Raw genomic sequence first — 15,936 nt, forward strand, 5'->3', positions numbered from 1 at the left:
CGCTCGGTCGTCGACCACCGCCGTCGTCGACGACCGCAGGTTCAGCGCTTGCGGTCGTCGTCGTCCCAGGGGCCTTCCCACCAGCCGGCGCGGTCGTCGTCGCCGGGGCCGCGCCGACGGGAGCGGACGAACTGCACGATGAAGACCGTCAGCGTCGACAGCAGGATCACGAACATCACGAGGAACAGCAGGTCGCTCTGGTTCATGGGCGTCTCCCTTCCGCAGCGTCCGCCACGATCTTGGCGATGCGCGCCGCCCGGGTCTCCGGTCTCTTGGCCATCGCGATGTGGGTGAGTCCGAACTTCTTCACCGACTTCGGGAATGCGTCCCAGTTCGCGCGCGCGACGGGCAGAGCATCGAGCGCGGTGGTGAGTTCGTCCGGCTCGATACCCGCCTCCGGTCCGTCGAGCACGGTCCACGAGCCGTTGGCCTTCGCCGTCTCCAGCGCTCGAATGCCGGCGGGTGCGAGCATTCCTGCCGCTTCCAGTTCGGCGATGCGCGCCTTGTTGGTGGCCGCCCACCCGCTGCCGGGACGCCGCGGCGAGAACCACTGCCCGTTGGCGCGGTCGTCCGTCCCGTCGCCGAACACGCGCACGGGGCCGTCGATCCATCCGAAGCAGAGCGCCTGACGGACGGCATCCTCGTAGCCGACGCCGTCCGACGCCCCGCGCACGCTCAGCAGCCAGACCCCCGCCGTGCGCTCGTGATTCTCCTCGAGCCAGGCGCGCCACGCCGCCGCATCAGCGGCCCGGAACCGTTCCCCCTCGTCCAGCGCGCCCACGGGCTACTTCTTCGTCTTGCCCGGCTTCACCGTCGTGATCGTCTCGGTGATCCGCGGCAGCAGGTCGGCCACCGACTGCACGATCTCGTCGGGGCGGAACGGGTACTTCTCGATCTCGGCCTGGTCGCTGATCCCGGTGAGCACCAGCACGGTGTGCAGGCCCGCCTCGATGCCGGCGACGACGTCGGTGTCCATGCGGTCGCCGATCATGCCCGTTCGCTTCGAGTGCGCGCCGATCTTGTTCAGCGCCGAGCGGAACATCATGGGGTTCGGCTTGCCGACGACGTAGGGCTCCTTGCCCGTGGCCTTCGTGATGAGGGCGGCGATGGCTCCGGTGGCCGGCAGTGGACCGTCGGTGCTCGGGCCCGTGGCGTCGGGGTTCGTCACGATGAAGCGTGCGCCGCCGATGATGAGCCGGATCGCCTTCGTGATCGCCTCGAAGGAGTAGTTGCGCGTCTCGCCGACCACCACGAAGTCCGGGTTCGTCTCGGTCATGATGAAGCCGGCGTCGTGCAGGGCGGTGAGGATGCCGGCCTCGCCGATCACGAAGGCCGAGCCGCCGGGGAGCTGCTGCTTCAGGAAGTCGGCTGTCGCGAGCGCCGAGGTCCAGATGCGCTCCTCCGGCACATGCAGACCACTGATGCGCAGGCGTGCGGACAGGTCGCGTGCGGTGAAGATCGAGTTGTTGGTGAGCACCAGGTACGGGATGCCGGCGCTCTCCCATCCGGCGAGCAGTTCGGATGCTCCGGGGATGGCGTCGTTCTCATGGACGAGCACGCCGTCCATGTCGGTGAGCCAGCATTCGATGTCGTCACGTTTTGCCATGTGCACAGCCTAGGGGCCGCACCTTTCCGGCGTCAGGCCGTGAGCCAGATCGCGTCGGCGGCGTGCGCGACCTCGGCCTCCGCGCCACCGACGGAGAAGCCGCCGTCGGTCACCTCGACCTCGACGCCCACGGCGATCCCGGCAGCTTCGACGGCGCGGAGCACCTCGGGGTCCTGGTCGCTCACCCGCAGCACGCGGCCGACGTGTCCGACCGGGGCATCGGCGAGCAGCACGAACGGAGCGCGTTCGATGCGGCCCTCGGCGTCCGGGATCGCGTCGCCGTGCGGGTCGAAGCGGGGGCGTCCCAGGCGCGCATCGATGCCCTCCAGCAGCCGGTCGCTGATGGTGTGCTCGAGCACCTCGGCCTCGTCGTGCACCTCGTCCCAGCCGTAGTCGAACTCCTGCACCAGCCAGGTCTCGACCAGGCGGTGCCGACGCACCATGGCCAGCGCGCGCTTCGTCCCTGCCTCGGTCAATCGCACCGCTCCGTAGGGCACGTGCGAGACGAGTCCGGCGGCGGCGAGCTTCTTCACCATCTCGGTGACCGACGACGGCGCGATACCGAGCTTCGCGGCCAGCACCGAGGGGGTGATCGGTGCGTCCTGCCACTCGGTATGCGCGTAGACGGTCTTCAGATAGTCGTCAGCTGCAGGGGATGCCACCCGCCCAGCCTACGTGGTGCTCTCGCGCGCCCATGCGGTGAGTCCGTGGATGAGCGCCCGCACCCCGATCTCGAACGTGCGGCGGGCGGGGTCGGTGCTGAGCCGGGCCCTGGCGGCCTCGGCCTCGGCGAAGGTCGGGAACTGCGGGGCGAGCTCTCCCGGTGCCATGTTATCGGCGGGGGCGAGGGCGTCCAGCGCGGAGCCGATGATGAACGACTCCAGTGCCACGATGGCATCCACGATGGTCTCGGTGGGCCACCCGTCGTGCGCGAGCAGGCGTGCGATCTGGTCGTAGTCGGCGAACGAGCCTTCGTCGGCGTCGATCGGCGAGGTGGCGAGCATCACCATGGCCTCCGGTGCGGCGATCGCGGCGTCGCGGTAGCTGTGCGCCCAGGTGAGCAGTGCGTCCTCGACGGGCAGCTCGTGGAGGACGGGGGAGACGAGCGCACGGCTGACCTGCCCGCGCATGGCCCGGATCACGGCGTCCCGGTTGGCGAAGTGGTGATAGAGCGCGGAGGTGCGCACACCGAGAGATTCCGCGAGTGCGGTCATGGTGAACTGTCGCGGCGTGCGCTGGGCGCTCAGCCGGAACGCGGCCTTGAGGATGCGCTCCTCGGTGAGCACCTGGGTCGACGGCCGCCCGACGCTGCGCGGAGATTTCGTCATCGTGCTCGATTCTGCTCAGGTGTCTGGTATTTTATTGAAACTCTTTCAATACTGAACTCTTCAACGGACGAAGGCACAGTCATGACCGGTTTCGACGCCGACACCATTGTCACCGGCGCACGCGTGGTGACGATGGACCCGCGCCGCCCGTTCGCCACAGCCTTCGCCGTGCGCGAAGGGCGCTTCCTCGCGGTCGGGGACGATGCGCTGGTCCGAGAGCTGCGCGGACCTCGCACGCGCGTACGCGATCTCGGTGGAGCGGCCGTCACGCCTGGCCTCATCGACGCGCACCTGCATCCGATCCAGGGGATCGAGCTGACGGCGGGCATCGACCTCGGCGGTCTGACCACCGGGGCGGCGCTGCTCGCCGCCCTTCGCGTCGAGGCCGACCGCGCGCTCGCCGAAGATGCGGACCCGTGGGTGCGCGGCTGGAATCTCGACTACGACGTGTTCCACGACCTGCCGATGACCGCCGCCGCGATCGAGGACGCGGTGCGCGGACTCCCGGCGCTGCTCATCGTGTTCGACGGGCACACCGCTCTCGCCAGCCGCGCCGGCCTGGCCCGGGCGGGCATCACCGGCGCACGCGCGTTCGAGGATTCGTCGTGCGTGGTCGTCGATGCCGACGGCCACCCCACAGGGGAGCTGCGCGAACTCGGCGCCTACGAGCCGGTACGTCTGAGCGCGCCCGCCCGGACCCGTGAGCAGACCCTTGCCATCGGGCACGACCTGCTGCGCGGACTGCGCGACTCCGGACTCACCGGCGGCACGATCATGGACGGCGGCTTCGCCACGCTCGATCTGCTCGATGCTCTGGAGCAGGGTCCGGGTCTTCCCGTCCGCATCGTCTCGGCGATCGACCACGAGCCCGGCTTCGACGACGAACGGACGATCGAGAACCTGCGGATGCGGGACCGACGCGGCGAGCGCTGGCGGGGCGGATCGGTCAAGCTCTACGCCGACGGCGTGGTCGAGACGGGGACCGCCTGGCTGCACGCGCCCGATTCCGCCGGCGACGGACTGGAGCCGTTCTGGAAGGACGTGGCCGCGTACGGCCGCACCGTGCGCCGATACACCGAGGCCGGGTTCCAGGTCGCGACGCACGCGATCGGCGACCGGGCGGTGGGCGAGGTCGTCGACGCGTACCTCGCGGCCGGCGTACGCAGCGCTTCCGGCGCCCCGCATCGTATCGAGCACCTCGAGACGACGACCGACCGCGATGTCGCTCGCATCGCCGCCGCCGGGATCACCGCCTCGATGCAGCCCCTGCACATGCAGTGGCGCAAGGCGGACGGCTCGGACGACTGGTCGCACCGGCTCGGACCCGAGCGTGCCGCGCGCGCGTGGCGGGTGCGCGACTACTGGGATGCGGGAGCCCCTCTCGCCCTCGGGTCGGACTGGCCCATCGCGCAGAACGATGCTCGTATCGGCCTCGCATGGTCGATGCTGCGCCGGCGGCCCGGTGACCCTGATGCGCCCGTGTTCGAGCCCGACCAGGTGCTCACCCCGTACCAGGCGCTGCACGGCTACACCGTGGGCGCCGCCCTGGCTCAGGGAGATGCCGACCTCGGCCGCATCGCCCCCGGGTTCAAGGCCGACTACGCCGTGTGGGCGGAGAACCCGCTGCACGTCTCCCCGGACGACCTCCCCGACCTTCCCGTACAGGGGACGGTCGTCGGCGGCGTCGAGCCCTGACCCCGGCTCGCCGCTCCCTCGCGCCCGCATCCTCCACACTCCTTCACACTGAGGTGACCCCCATGCCCGAATTCGGCGCTCTCGCGCTCCTGCCCATCGTGGTGATCCTGATCGTCGCGGTCGCCACCAGACGCACCCTGTTCGCCCTCTTCTGCGGCACCGTCGCCGGGGCGCTGATCCTCGGCGGCTGGGGCGGCTTCGACGTCTGGGTCGAGTACACCGGCACAGCCCTCTCCAACGAGACGGCGCAGTGGCTGCTGCTGATCGTCGCGCTGTTCGGCATGCTGATGATGCTGTTCGAGAAGTCGGGCATCGTCACCGATTTCGCCGACTGGGCCGAGCGGTTCGTCACCTCCCGGCGCAAGTCGCTGGTGCTGACCTTCCTGCTCTCGATCGTGCTGTTCGTCGACGACTACCTCAACGTGCTCACCACCGGCACATCGATGAAGCGGGTCACCGACCGCTACCGGGTTCCGCGCACCCAGCTCGGCGCGATCATGAAGATGACGGCCGCGCCGATCGCCGTCCTCATCCCCGTCTCGACGTGGGCTCTGTTCTTCTCCGGGCTCTTCGAGGCGCAGGGGGTGACCGTCGGCGGCACCGGCTTCGGGGCGTACCTGCAGGCGATCCCGTTCATCTTCTTCGGCTGGGCAGCCCTGGCCGTCGCCCTCCTGATGAGCGTCGGCTGGCTGCCGAGGTTCGGCGCGATCAAGCGCGATGCGATCCGTGCCGAGCGCGATGGCGACGTCTTCCCGGTCGGCACGACCGACGAGGAGCGCAGGGCCGAGGGGGCGGCTCTCCTCGCCGAGCTGAAGGCGGACGACCCGGACGGCTCGACCGCGCAGCGGGTGGCGACAGCCCTCGCGACGTCGACCGAGACCGGGAGAAAGCCGCAGCCGTGGGGATTCCTGATCGCCATGGCCGTGCTCGTCGGAGTGACGATCGCGACGAACGCCAACGTGGTCGCCGGCACCGCCGCGTCTCTCGCGGTGACGATCGTGATCGTGCTCGTGCAGCGCCGACTCCGCATCCGCGGGGTGCTGGACGCCGCGCTCGAGGGCATCGAGAGCATGCTGTTCGTGATGGTGCTCACCGTGCTCGCGTTCATGGTGCAGGAGATGAACATCACCCTGCAGCTGGCGGAGTTCGTGATCCAGGTCACCGAGCCCGTGCTCACTCCGGCCCTACTGCCGGCGATCGTGTTCGCGGTGTGCGGCGTCTACGCCTACGCGACGGGATCGTTCTGGGACCTGGCCGCCGTCATCACCCCGGTCGTCCTCCCTCTCGCGATCGCGCTCGGAGCGGATCCGATCCTCGCGGGTGCCGCCGTGTTCTCCGGTGCGGCGCTCGGCAGCACCACGTGCCTGTACGGCGACGGCATCATCCTCGCGTCGCGGTCGATCGGCATCAAGCCGATCAATCTGATGCTCGCGATTTTGCCCTACGCGGGGATCGCGGCCGGATTGTCGTTCGTGCTCTACCTGGTGACGGGATTCGTCACGGCGTAGTGCCGTCAGCGCGGGTCAGTTCGCGACGGCGACCAGGATGCCGAACGCGGCCTGACCCGCGAAGAAAACGACGAGGAACCCGAGGAGCGCGGCGGCCAGAGACAGGCGGCCGTCGAAGTCCTCGATGTCGGCCATGCCGATCTTGCGTGCCCGGAACGCCAGCACGAGTGTGGCGATTCCGAGGGCGAGCTGCACCCACGGGCTCGCGAGGTCGATGACCTTCGGGAAAGCGATCAGCACGGCGCCGATCACGCCCGTCGCGAAGCCGGTCCAGGTGAGGATGCGGACGTTGCGGCGGGCGTTCTCGGCAGACATGTGTCGAGCCTATCCGGGCTCAGGCGCCCGTCAGCACCAGCCAGAGCAGGGCGCCGTTGAGCGCGATCAGGAGCACGGAGGCGATCACACCTGCCGCCGTCGTCCAGCGGCTGTTCACCCAGGAGCCGAGGGTGCGTCGCTGCGCGGTCAGGGCGACCAGGGGGATCAGTGCGAACGGGATCCCGAACGACAGCACCACCTGGCTGAGGACCAGCGCGAGCGTCGGGTCGAAGCCGATGCCGAGGATCACGAGCGCCGGGATCAACGTGACCAGTCGACGGGCGAGCAGGGGGATGCGCACATGCAGCAGGCCGTGCATGATCTCCGCCCCGGCGTAGGCGCCCACCGAGGTCGACGCCAGCCCTGAGGCGAGCAGACCCACGGCGAAGAATGTCGCCACGACCGGCCCGAGTCCGGCAGCGAGCGCGGCGTGCGCGCCCTCCAGGGAGTCAGTGCCCTCGACTCCCGCGAGGTTCGCGGCGGCGAGCAACAGGATGCACAGGTTCACGGAGCCGGCGACCACCATGGCGATCGACACGTCCCAGCGGGTGGCCGTGAGCAGGCGGCGGATACGCGACGCCTCGGTGCGCACGGCCTCGTCGCCGATGTGGTCGGTCGCGGCGCCGAAGCGGTCGCGGGCCAGGGAGGAGTGCGCGTAGATCGCATGCGGCATGATCGTCGCGCCGAGGATGGAGGCGGCGAGCAGGACCGAGCCGGTGTCTTCGAACCGGGGCACCATGCCGCCGATGACGCCCGCCGGGTCGGGGGGCGCGACGAACACGCCTGCGACGAAGCCGATCGTGATGATCGCCATGAGCGCGATGATGACGAACTCGAACGGACGGGCACCGCGACGGCTCTGCACCGTGAGCAGGATCATCGAGACCGCGCCGGTGATGAGGCCGCCGAGCAGCAGCGGCACGTCGAACAGCAGGTTGAGGGCGACCGCGCCTCCGATGACCTCGGCCAGGTCGGTCGCCATCGCGACCAGCTCCGCCTGCAGCCAGTATGCACGGCGGGCCCAGGGGCGCGTGAGCCGTGAGCCCAGCAGCTCCGGGAGGCTCTGCCCGGTGACGACCCCGAGCTTGGCCGACAGGTACTGGATCAGCCAGGCCATCACGTTGCCCGCGACCACGACCCACACCAGCAGGTAGCCGTACTGCGCCCCTGCGGTCATGTTGCTGGCGACGTTGCCGGGGTCCAGGTACGCGACGCCCGCGACGAGGGCAGGCCCGAGCAGCCACAGACTGCGCGGAGCCCTGGCCGGGGGAGCGGTCGGGTTCGTCATCGGAGCAGAAGCATTTTTAGGCACACCGAAACCGTAGCGTATTTTTCGGTGGGCCTAAATATCCCCGGACGTGTGGCGGCGCTAGCCTGGCGGGATGGATGACGCGAGCACAGGATCGATCGCCCAACCCGGGTACGGCGTGGGCCCGTGGCCCGGAGGCGAGACGGCCTGGCCGGAGGGCGAGCAGTACGACCCTGAGCTCCTGGCGGCGGGGGACACCCGCAACGTGATCGACCGCTACCGCTACTGGCGGATGGAGGCGATCGTCGCCGACCTCGACACCCGGCGGCATCCGTTCCACGTCGCGATCGAGAACTGGCAGCACGACATGAACATCGGGTCGATCGTGCGCAGCGCCAATGCGTTCCTCGCCGACACCGTGCACATCATCGGTCGCCGCCGCTGGAACAAGCGCGGTGCGATGGTCACCGACCGCTACCAGCACGTCGTGCACCACGAAGACGTCGAGACGTTCGCCGCCTGGGCTGCGGCCGAAGGAGTCCCGATCATCGCGGTCGACAACGTCGAGGGAGCGGTACCCGTCGACAAGGCCGATCTGCCGCAGCGCTGCGTGCTGCTGTTCGGGCAGGAGGGTCCCGGCCTCTCAGCCGAGGCGCTCGCCGCTGCGTCCGCCCACATCGAGATCACCCAGTACGGATCCACGCGCTCGATCAACGCCAGCGCCGCGGCCGCCGTGATCATGTACGAGTGGTGCCGGAGATACGCAGCCTGACCCCGGCTCGTGTGATCGGTCAGCCGCGGTCGATGCCGAAGATGTGGCGATAGATCGCGCTCACGTCGCGATCGAGATGATCCATGCGCTCATGCACCGCCCGGATCTCCGTGCGCACGCCGGCGAACTCGCTGCCCGTCTCGGTGCGCACACTCGCGAACTCGTTCCTCATCTCGGTGCGCACGCTCGCGAACTCGTTCCGCATCTCCGTGCGCACGCCCTCGAATCCGTTCTGCATCGTGCGCAGGAACATCGTCGAGATCAGTGTGATCGTGCCGAACATCCCCGCGGCGAAGACGCCGATCAGAGTCCATGCCTGTGGCTCCGTCATCCCCAACATCCCTTCAGTGTCCCTCGATCCTCGTCGAGGGCGCCAGGGGGCGGAGACCTAGTATTCCGCGGATTCCGGGCGTTGTGGAGAAGTCGTGATCGCCGGGTTCGGTGCAGTGTCAGGCTGTGGCGGAGAGCCAGCGCCCCGAGCGCACCCGCCAACCCAGAGTCCCGAGTCGCGCGAACAGGTACACGCCGAAGAAGGCGACCGCGAGCCACACGAGTCCCGCAGTGCCGTCGACCCCCGTCGCCGTGACGATCCACAGGGCGGGGAGGAACGGCACGAGGTTCAGGCCGCCGGCGATCGCGAGGTATCGGGCGTCGTTCGCGCCCATGAGCACCCCGTCGAGCACGAAGACCACACCGGCGATCGGCTGGGCGACGGCGAGCACGAGCAGCGCCGGTTGCACGAGGGAGGCGATCTCCGCTGATCCGGTGAAGACGATGCCGAGCACCCCCGACAGCGCGGCGATCAGCGCGCCGACGATCACGCCGAACCATGCGCCCCAAGCGACTGTGCGGGCCAGCACACGGTGCACCTGCTGCTCGTCTCCGGCTCCGAGTTCCTTGCCGATGAGCGCTTGCGCTGCGATCGCGAGGGCGTCGAGCGCGAACGCGGCGGCCGAGAAGATCGTGAAGACGATCTGCCATCCGGCCAGCTCGTCCGTGCCGATTCCGGTGGCGACGCCCACGGTCGCGAGCAGTGCGACGCGCAGGCTCACGGTGCGCAGGAACAGCCAGCCGCCCGATGTCGCGGTGCTGCGAAGACCCGCGCCCTGTGCGCGCAGCGAGGCGCTGTGCCGGGTGGCGAGACGACGGACGACCAGCACGTAGGCGGCGACCATCCCCCATTGCGCGGTCACGGTGCCGGCGGCGGAGCCCGCGATGCCCCAGCCGAGTCCGTAGATGAAGAGCCAGTTGAGCAGGGCGTTCGCGCCGAACCCGAGGCCCGCGATCCACAGCGGCGTCATGGTGTCCTGCATTCCGCGCAGGAGTCCGGTCGCGGCGAACACGATGAGCATGGCGGGAAGGCCCCACATCGAGATCACGAGGTATTCGTTCGCCTGGGCGGCCACGGCTTCGCTGGCACCGAACAGCGAGACCAGCCACGGCGAGGAGACCGCTCCGATGACCGCGAGCACGGCGCCGAGCCCGAGGGCCAGCCACATGCCGTTGACTCCCACCGAGACGGCCTCTCCCGGCTGCCCCGCTCCGAAGCGCCGGGCGACGGCCGGCGTCGTGGAGTAGGCGAGGAAGACCATGAGTCCCACGATCGTCTGGAGCACGGCTCCTGCGATGCCGAGCCCGGCGAGCGGTGTGGTCCCGAGGTGCCCGACGAGCGCGGCATCCACGATCAGGAACGCGGGCTCCGCGATCAGCGCGCCGAGAGCGGGGATAGCCAGCCTCAGGATCTCTCGGTTGAGGGAGGCGCGCGCGGTCATCCTCCGAGCCTATGACCTGGCGCCGACCTCGCCCGCTGCCATGGACGTAGGGTGAAGGAGACCCGGATGTCACGGAGGTGCATCATGACGGACCCCAGAGACGCGGCGGCGCGGTACCTCGCACGCAGGAGCGAGCGTGCGGACGCCGACGGGAGCGCGGACGGCGAAGCGAGCGAGGAGTCGGGGGCCGCACCGGGATTCGCCGCTGCCGTCGATCCTGCGGCGTTCATCGAGACGGCGATCCAGGTGGCGATCCGTCGCGGAGAGTTCGACGATCTCCCCGGCGCGGGCAAGCCTCTCGAAGGGCTCGGGACCCACCATGATCCCGACTGGTGGATCCGCCGCAAGATCCAGACCGAGAACCTGACCGGTCTCGGGCCGCCCGCGATCCTGCTGCGCACCGAGGACAGGGAGTTGGACGACCAGCTCGACCTGCTCGGGCGCGAGTCCGATGTGCGCGACGTGCTGGAGGACTTCAACCGTCGCGTGCGGGAGGCGCGTCGCCAGCTTCAGGGCGGTCCGCCGGTCGTGACACCCCTCCGTGACGTGGATCACGAGGTGGCCGCCTGGGCCGAGCGCCGTGCCGCACGCCCGGCCCCCGCCCCTGCCGAGCAGCCGCGTCGCCGACGCTTCCGCGCGCGACGACGCGACTGACCCGGACGCCCGCCCCTCCGCGACGCGATCCGGTCCCCTCTCGGCAGGTTCGGCCCTCCCGTCGCTTCAGCCCTCCCACAGGCCTGAAGTCGTCTCGGTGCCTTGTGCGCGACGCGCACGAAGCCATCCATCCACTCCGAGCCGTGCAGCGGCCCGGACGAGGAGCACGACAGCGGAGAGCATGACCATCGCCGGATACTGGGCGATCAGCTGATCGGCGCTCCAGTAGAGCATCAGTGTTCCGATCGACAGGAAGGCGGTGATCCTGGTCAGCAGGCCCGCGACCAGCAGCACGCCGAGGGCGACCTCGAGGGCGGGCATCACCACGCCGAACAGCTCGGGCGCCGTCCCCATGAACGACCCGAGCGGGGCGAAGAACCACGGCACCCGAGGGTTCCCCTCCGTGCTCTGTGCCACCAGCTCGATGTCGGCCGCCCCGAACCCCGCGCGGTACTTGAGGATGCCCTCGATCAGCCAGAGCACCCCGACCGCCACCCTGGCCCCGCCGCCGAGCAGCGAGAGGACCAGGGCGCGTGCCGGCCGCGCTCCGCTCATGAGAGCTCGGCTGCCCCGAACACGGCCTTCGCCTTGTCGCAGTGGATCACGACGTAGGAGTACTCGGACGTATCGATGCCGTCGAGGGCGAAGGTCTGCGTCGCGGTGTCGAACGAGACGGCATCCACGAGCATGCCGGCGGACACCGCGGCCTCGTCCGTGCCGTTCGTGAGGTAGACGTGCAGGTCGGGTCCCTCGTCGGACGAGAACCCGGACAGGGCGATCTCGTCGTCGGACACGGTCACGGTGCCCGAAACCTTCTTCTCGTTCAGACCCATGAAGGTGCCGGTCTTCTCGGACATCTTCATCTCGGTCGTCGAGGTACCGGAATCCGTACTCTGCGACGCCGACGACGAGGGCTTGGTGTCCTCGGTGGCGGCGGGGGAGCTGCACGCCGCGAGGGCGAGAGCGAGGGTGACGGCCGCGGTGGCGGCGAAGGCGGTCTTGCGCATGAGGTTCTCCTGTTCACGGTGTGTGCGACTGTGTGTCCGGAGCGACGGAGGCCGCGGCGGATCGCACTTCGAAGAACGCTACGAACGCGCGGAGGGCGATGGGGGAGACCTTTCAGAACCGTAAGGAACCGCCCGACGGCGCTGAGCCCGCGACTAGTGTCGACCCCATGCAGCAGGAGACCCCCAGGGGGCAGGAGGCACGCGGGCAGCAGACGACCGAGGTGGTGGTCGTCGAGGACGACCCCACCGTCAGAGCGGCCGTCGGCGCGTACCTGCGGGCCAACGGCTACGAGGTGTCGAGTTTCGGAGACGGTGTCTCGGCGCGCACAGCCCTGCGCGAGAGGACGCCGGACGTGGTGATCGTCGACCGCATGCTGCCGGGGATCAGCGGGGACGAGCTCTGCCGCGACCTGCGCTCGTTCTCCGATGTGCCGATCATGATGCTGACCGCTCTCGGGCAGGTGGACGACCGCATCGAAGGGTTCGAGTTAGGTGTCGACGACTACCTTGCCAAGCCCTTCTCGCTGCGGGAGCTGTCGATGCGCGTCGGCGCCCTGGTCCGCCGCGCGCAGGCCGTCCAGGCCGCGGCGGGCGAGGTGCGCGCCGGAGTGTTCGCGATCGATCCGCTGCGTCGCCGTGTCTGGGTGCGTGGCGAGGAGATCGCCCTCACCGGCCGCGAGTACGATCTGCTGCTCTTCCTCGCGCGCAACGAGGGGCGAGCACTCGGGCGGGAGGAGCTCTTGCGCGAGGCGTGGGGGTGGAGCTTCGGCGAGGCATCGACCGTCACGGTGCATGTGCGCCGGCTCCGGGAGAAGATCGAACAGGATCCGCGCGACCCCGTCCACCTGCGCACGGAGTGGGGCGTCGGCTACCGGTTCTCGAGCGACGGGGATCGATCATGATCGTGCTCGCCGCACCCGATGTGCTGCTGATCGTGCTGACGTGCCTGCTGGCGGCCGTGGTCGTCGCGGCGCTCACCCTCGCCCTGTTGCGAATGCTCCGGCGCCGGTCGGTCCGTGCGCAGCTCATGCTGGTCGCCAGCGCAGGGGTCGTCACGATGGCGGCTTCGGTCGTCGCGATCGCGGTGGAGATGTACATCTCCACACACGACCTCACGGTGCTGCTCGCCGTGATCGGGGTGTCCCTCGTCCTGGGGCTGGCGACCGCCTGGGTCGCGGCGAGAGCGATGAGGGCGTCGTTCGACCGTTTCTCGGCATCGCTCGAGGAGATGGGCCGCGGCGGAGTGATCGTCGCGGGAGCCGGCGGATCCCGCGAACTGGACGGCCTGTCGATGCAGCTGGCCGAGGTCTCGGCGAAGGTGGATGCCGCCAACGCCGAGCTGGAGCGTCTCGATTCGGCCCGGCGGCGCTTCTTCGCCTGGATCTCTCACGACCTCCGCACTCCCCTGACGGCGGTGCGCGCGCTCGCCGAGTCGATCGAGGACGGGGCTGCCGACGCACCGGAGCGCTTCGCCGGGCAGGTGCGGGCGCAGGTGGAGACGATGAGCCGCATGGTCGACGAGCTGTTCGAGCTGTCGAAGCTGACATCCGGCGCCGTGCAGCTGCAGACGCAGCAGGTCGAGCTGCTCGATGTGGTCTCCGACGCGGTCGCCGACGTCGCGGTCGCGGCTGCCGCACACGACGTGCGCCTCGTCGAGCGCGGGGTGGGTGGGCACGTGCTCTGGGCCGACCCGCATCAGCTCGGGCGCATCATCGTCAATCTGCTGACGAACGCGATCCGGCACGCGCCACGCGGCACGGAGATCGTCATCTCCGCCACCGAGGCGGACCGGAACAGACTCGTGCTCGGCATCCTCGATCACGGAGCCGGAGTGGCGGTGGAAGACCTCGACCGCATGTTCGACGTGGGCTGGCGCGAGGACGCCGCCCGCACCTCGGCCGGCGATCAGGGCGGTGTCGCCTCCGGAGCGGGGCTCGGACTGTCGATCGCCCGCGGCCTCGCCCGTGCCCACGGCGGCGAGGTGTTCGCCGAGCGCACCGACGAGGGATTCCGCATGAACGTGCTCCTGCCGTTCGGGGGAGGCGGGTCATAGGCTGGAGCGCATGACTGACGTTCTTCCCGTGGGCCTCGCCCTTGATGAGTTCAGCTCCGACATCCGCCCCCAGGACGACCTGTACCGCCACGTGAACGGCGCCTGGCTCGCCCGTACCGAGATCCCGGGCGACAAGGCGCGCTGGGGCTCGTTCCACCTTCTCGCCGAGCAGGCGGAGAAGGATGTGCGCGCCATCATCGAGGAGTCGCAGGACGCCGCGGAAGGCACGCTCGCCCGCAAGATCGGCGACCTGTTCGCGAGCTTCATGGACACCGAGCGCATCGACGCCGCCGGGGTCGCCCCGCTCGCGGAGACCCTCTCCGAGATCGACGCGATCGACGACGTCCCGGCATTCCTGCGCACGGTGGGCGCCTACGACCGCGACGGCCGCGCCTCGATCATCGGTCTCTACGTCGACGGCGACCCCGGCGACCCCGAGCGCTACCTCCCCGTGCTCGTGCAGGCGGGTCTGTCGCTTCCCGACGAGAGCTACTTCCGGCTCGACACCTTCGCCGACACGAGGACCGCGTACCGCGCGCACCTCGAGCGTCTGCTGACCCTGGCCGGCGTGGGCGATGCCGCGGCGAACGCCGACCGCGCGATCGCTCTCGAGACCGAGTTGGCGGGCCACCACTGGGACAACGTGCGCAGCCGTGACGCCGTGGCGACGTACAACCTCAAGACCTGGGACGAGCTGCAGGCACTCGCGGGCGTCGACCTGGCTCCGTGGCGCGAGGCGGTCTCGCCGTCGAACCCCACCGCTTTCGACGAGGTCGTCGTCGCGCAGCCCAGCTTCTTCGAGGGGCTCGGTTCGCTGCTGACCCCCGAGCGGCTGGACGACTGGAAGGCCTGGCTGCGGGCCAAGGCCGTGCACGCCGCCGCCCCGTACCTGACCGACGACCTCGTGCAGGAGAACTTCTCGTTCTACGGCACCGAGCTCACCGGAGTGCCGACGATCCGGGAGCGCTGGAAGCGTGGCGTGTCGCTCACCGAGGGGGCGCTCGGCGAGGCCATCGGCAAGGTCTACGTCGAGCGGCACTACCCGCCGACGGCGAAGGCCGCCATGGACGAGCTGGTCGCGAACCTGATCGAGGCGTATCGGCGGAGCATCACCGACCTCGAGTGGATGACGGCCGAGACCCGCGAGCGCGCGCTCGCCAAGCTCGACTCGTTCACCCCGAAGATCGGGCATCCCGAGGTGTGGCGCGACTACTCCAGCCTCGAGATCGACAGGGGAGACCTGTTCGGCAACGTGCGCCGGGCGTCGATCTTCGAGCACGACCGCAACGTCGACAAGGTGGGCAAGCCCATCGATCGCGACGAGTGGCACATGCCGCCGCAGATGGTCAACGCGTACTACAACCCGTCGATGAACGAGATCGTCTTCCCCGCGGCCATCCTGCAGTACCCGTTCTTCGACGCAGGGCGTGATGCCGCGGCGAACTACGGCGGCATCGGCGCGGTCATCGGTCACGAGATCGGGCACGGCTTCGACGACCAGGGCAGCCGCTACGACGGCGATGGACGCCTGCAGGACTGGTGGACCGATGCCGACCGCTCGGCGTTCGAGGAGCGCACCAAGGCGCTCATCGCGCAGTACGACGCGCTCGTCCCGGAGGGCCTCGACGCCGAGCACCACGTGAACGGCGCGCTCACCATCGGCGAGAACATCGGCGACCTCGGCGGTCTCGGCATCGCGTTGAAAGCATACGAGCTGTCGCTGGACGGCCAGGAGGCCCCGGTCATCGACGGGTACACGGGGGTGCAGCGCCTGCTGCTGTCATGGGCGCAGGTGTGGCAGCAGAAGAGCCGTGACGCCGAGACGCTGCGCCTGCTCACGATCGACCCGCACTCGCCCAACGAGTTCCGCTGCAACCAGATCGTGCGCAACATCGACGCCTTCTACGAGGCGTTCGGCGTGACCGAGTCCGACGCGCTGTGGTTGCCTGCGCCGTCGCGTGTGACCATCTGGTGACA

Annotated in this window: 18 protein-coding genes; 7 read left to right on the plus strand and 11 right to left on the minus strand. The window is 69.6% G+C overall.

Annotated features, from left to right (window positions below; genetic code table 11):
- Positions 1-41 precede the first annotated feature (41 nt).
- From AAY78_RS19880 to AAY78_RS06150, 5 genes are read right to left on the minus strand one after another with little or no spacing between them, the layout of a single operon-like run.
- The gene (locus AAY78_RS19880; protein WP_164734122.1) at positions 42-206 is read right to left on the minus strand and encodes a hypothetical protein; all 165 of its coding nucleotides are present in this window, start codon (positions 204-206) and stop codon (positions 42-44) included.
- A complete protein-coding gene (locus AAY78_RS06135) occupies positions 203-781 on the minus strand; it encodes a YdeI/OmpD-associated family protein (RefSeq protein ID WP_046747459.1) in 579 nt (192 codons plus the stop codon). Before AAY78_RS06135 ends, AAY78_RS19880 begins: the two co-directional genes overlap by 4 nt.
- A 3-nt stretch (positions 782-784) precedes the next feature.
- The gene (locus tag AAY78_RS06140) at positions 785-1,606 is read right to left on the minus strand and encodes an HAD-IIA family hydrolase (protein WP_046747460.1); all 822 of its coding nucleotides are present in this window, start codon (positions 1,604-1,606) and stop codon (positions 785-787) included.
- Between the two features lie 32 nt (positions 1,607-1,638).
- Positions 1,639-2,268, minus strand: coding sequence for a metal-dependent transcriptional regulator (locus tag AAY78_RS06145; RefSeq protein ID WP_046747461.1), 630 nt, complete (start codon positions 2,266-2,268; stop codon positions 1,639-1,641).
- A 9-nt stretch (positions 2,269-2,277) separates the two neighbouring features.
- Positions 2,278-2,934: a TetR/AcrR family transcriptional regulator gene (locus tag AAY78_RS06150; protein WP_046747462.1), complete on the minus strand. Its 657-nt coding sequence runs from the start codon at positions 2,932-2,934 to the stop codon at positions 2,278-2,280.
- 81 nt (positions 2,935-3,015) lie between these two features.
- Here AAY78_RS06150 and AAY78_RS06155 point away from each other — a divergent pair, with 81 nt between their 5' ends.
- Together AAY78_RS06155 and AAY78_RS06160 are read left to right on the plus strand one after the other, a co-directional pair.
- On the plus strand, positions 3,016-4,629 hold the full coding sequence (locus tag AAY78_RS06155) for an amidohydrolase (protein ID WP_046747463.1): 1,614 nt from the start codon (positions 3,016-3,018) through the stop codon (positions 4,627-4,629).
- Between the two features lie 62 nt (positions 4,630-4,691).
- Positions 4,692-6,137: a Na+/H+ antiporter NhaC family protein gene (locus AAY78_RS06160; RefSeq protein WP_046747464.1), complete on the plus strand. Its 1,446-nt coding sequence runs from the start codon at positions 4,692-4,694 to the stop codon at positions 6,135-6,137.
- 15 nt (positions 6,138-6,152) lie between these two features.
- Here AAY78_RS06160 and AAY78_RS06165 read toward each other — a convergent pair whose 3' ends face one another.
- Together AAY78_RS06165 and AAY78_RS06170 are read right to left on the minus strand one after the other, a co-directional pair.
- Positions 6,153-6,452 carry a hypothetical protein gene (locus AAY78_RS06165; protein ID WP_046747465.1) on the minus strand — a complete coding sequence of 100 codons (300 nt, stop codon included), beginning with the start codon at positions 6,450-6,452 and terminating at the stop codon, positions 6,153-6,155.
- Positions 6,453-6,471: 19 nt separating this feature from the next.
- On the minus strand, positions 6,472-7,740 hold the full coding sequence (locus AAY78_RS06170; RefSeq protein WP_046747466.1) for an Nramp family divalent metal transporter: 1,269 nt from the start codon (positions 7,738-7,740) through the stop codon (positions 6,472-6,474).
- A gap of 94 nt (positions 7,741-7,834) precedes the next feature.
- Between AAY78_RS06170 and AAY78_RS06175 the strand changes: the two genes are divergently transcribed.
- Positions 7,835-8,473: a TrmH family RNA methyltransferase gene (locus AAY78_RS06175; RefSeq protein WP_046747467.1), complete on the plus strand. Its 639-nt coding sequence runs from the start codon at positions 7,835-7,837 to the stop codon at positions 8,471-8,473.
- 19 nt (positions 8,474-8,492) lie between these two features.
- Here AAY78_RS06175 and AAY78_RS06180 read toward each other — a convergent pair whose 3' ends face one another.
- Both AAY78_RS06180 and AAY78_RS06185 read right to left on the minus strand, forming a co-directional pair.
- Positions 8,493-8,804, minus strand: a complete 312-nt coding sequence (locus tag AAY78_RS06180) for a hypothetical protein (protein ID WP_046747468.1) — start codon at positions 8,802-8,804, stop codon at positions 8,493-8,495.
- Between the two features lie 118 nt (positions 8,805-8,922).
- Positions 8,923-10,245, minus strand: coding sequence for an MATE family efflux transporter (locus AAY78_RS06185; protein WP_046747469.1), 1,323 nt, complete (start codon positions 10,243-10,245; stop codon positions 8,923-8,925).
- 84 nt (positions 10,246-10,329) lie between these two features.
- On the opposite strand from AAY78_RS06185, the gene AAY78_RS06190 reads away from it, so the two are divergent.
- Entirely contained in the window at positions 10,330-10,899 is a 570-nt protein-coding gene (locus tag AAY78_RS06190; RefSeq protein WP_052748670.1) for a J-domain-containing protein, read from the plus strand.
- 66 nt (positions 10,900-10,965) lie between these two features.
- On the opposite strand, the gene AAY78_RS06195 is transcribed toward AAY78_RS06190, so the two are convergent.
- Together AAY78_RS06195 and AAY78_RS06200 are read right to left on the minus strand one after the other, a co-directional pair.
- Positions 10,966-11,454 (minus strand): DoxX family membrane protein, encoded by a 489-nt coding sequence (locus tag AAY78_RS06195; RefSeq protein ID WP_046747471.1) that lies wholly within the window; start codon positions 11,452-11,454, stop codon positions 10,966-10,968.
- Positions 11,451-11,906, minus strand: a complete 456-nt coding sequence (locus AAY78_RS06200; RefSeq protein WP_046747472.1) for a DM13 domain-containing protein — start codon at positions 11,904-11,906, stop codon at positions 11,451-11,453. Before AAY78_RS06200 ends, AAY78_RS06195 begins: the two co-directional genes overlap by 4 nt.
- Before the next feature lie 167 nt (positions 11,907-12,073).
- Here AAY78_RS06200 and AAY78_RS06205 point away from each other — a divergent pair, with 167 nt between their 5' ends.
- Genes AAY78_RS06205 through AAY78_RS06215 form a run of 3 tightly spaced genes read left to right on the plus strand, consistent with a single transcriptional unit; the run spans position 12,074 to position 15,934 of the window.
- Positions 12,074-12,808: a response regulator transcription factor gene (locus AAY78_RS06205; protein ID WP_046747473.1), complete on the plus strand. Its 735-nt coding sequence runs from the start codon at positions 12,074-12,076 to the stop codon at positions 12,806-12,808.
- A complete protein-coding gene (locus AAY78_RS06210) occupies positions 12,805-13,959 on the plus strand; it encodes a sensor histidine kinase (protein WP_052748671.1) in 1,155 nt (384 codons plus the stop codon). The genes AAY78_RS06205 and AAY78_RS06210 overlap by 4 nt, the downstream gene beginning before the upstream one ends.
- Before the next feature lie 10 nt (positions 13,960-13,969).
- The gene (locus tag AAY78_RS06215; protein WP_046747474.1) at positions 13,970-15,934 is read left to right on the plus strand and encodes a M13 family metallopeptidase; all 1,965 of its coding nucleotides are present in this window, start codon (positions 13,970-13,972) and stop codon (positions 15,932-15,934) included.
- Positions 15,935-15,936 lie beyond the last annotated feature (2 nt).

The sequence above is a fragment of the Microbacterium sp. Ag1 genome (assembly GCF_001005635.1).
Taxonomy (GTDB): domain Bacteria; phylum Actinomycetota; class Actinomycetes; order Actinomycetales; family Microbacteriaceae; genus Microbacterium; species Microbacterium oxydans.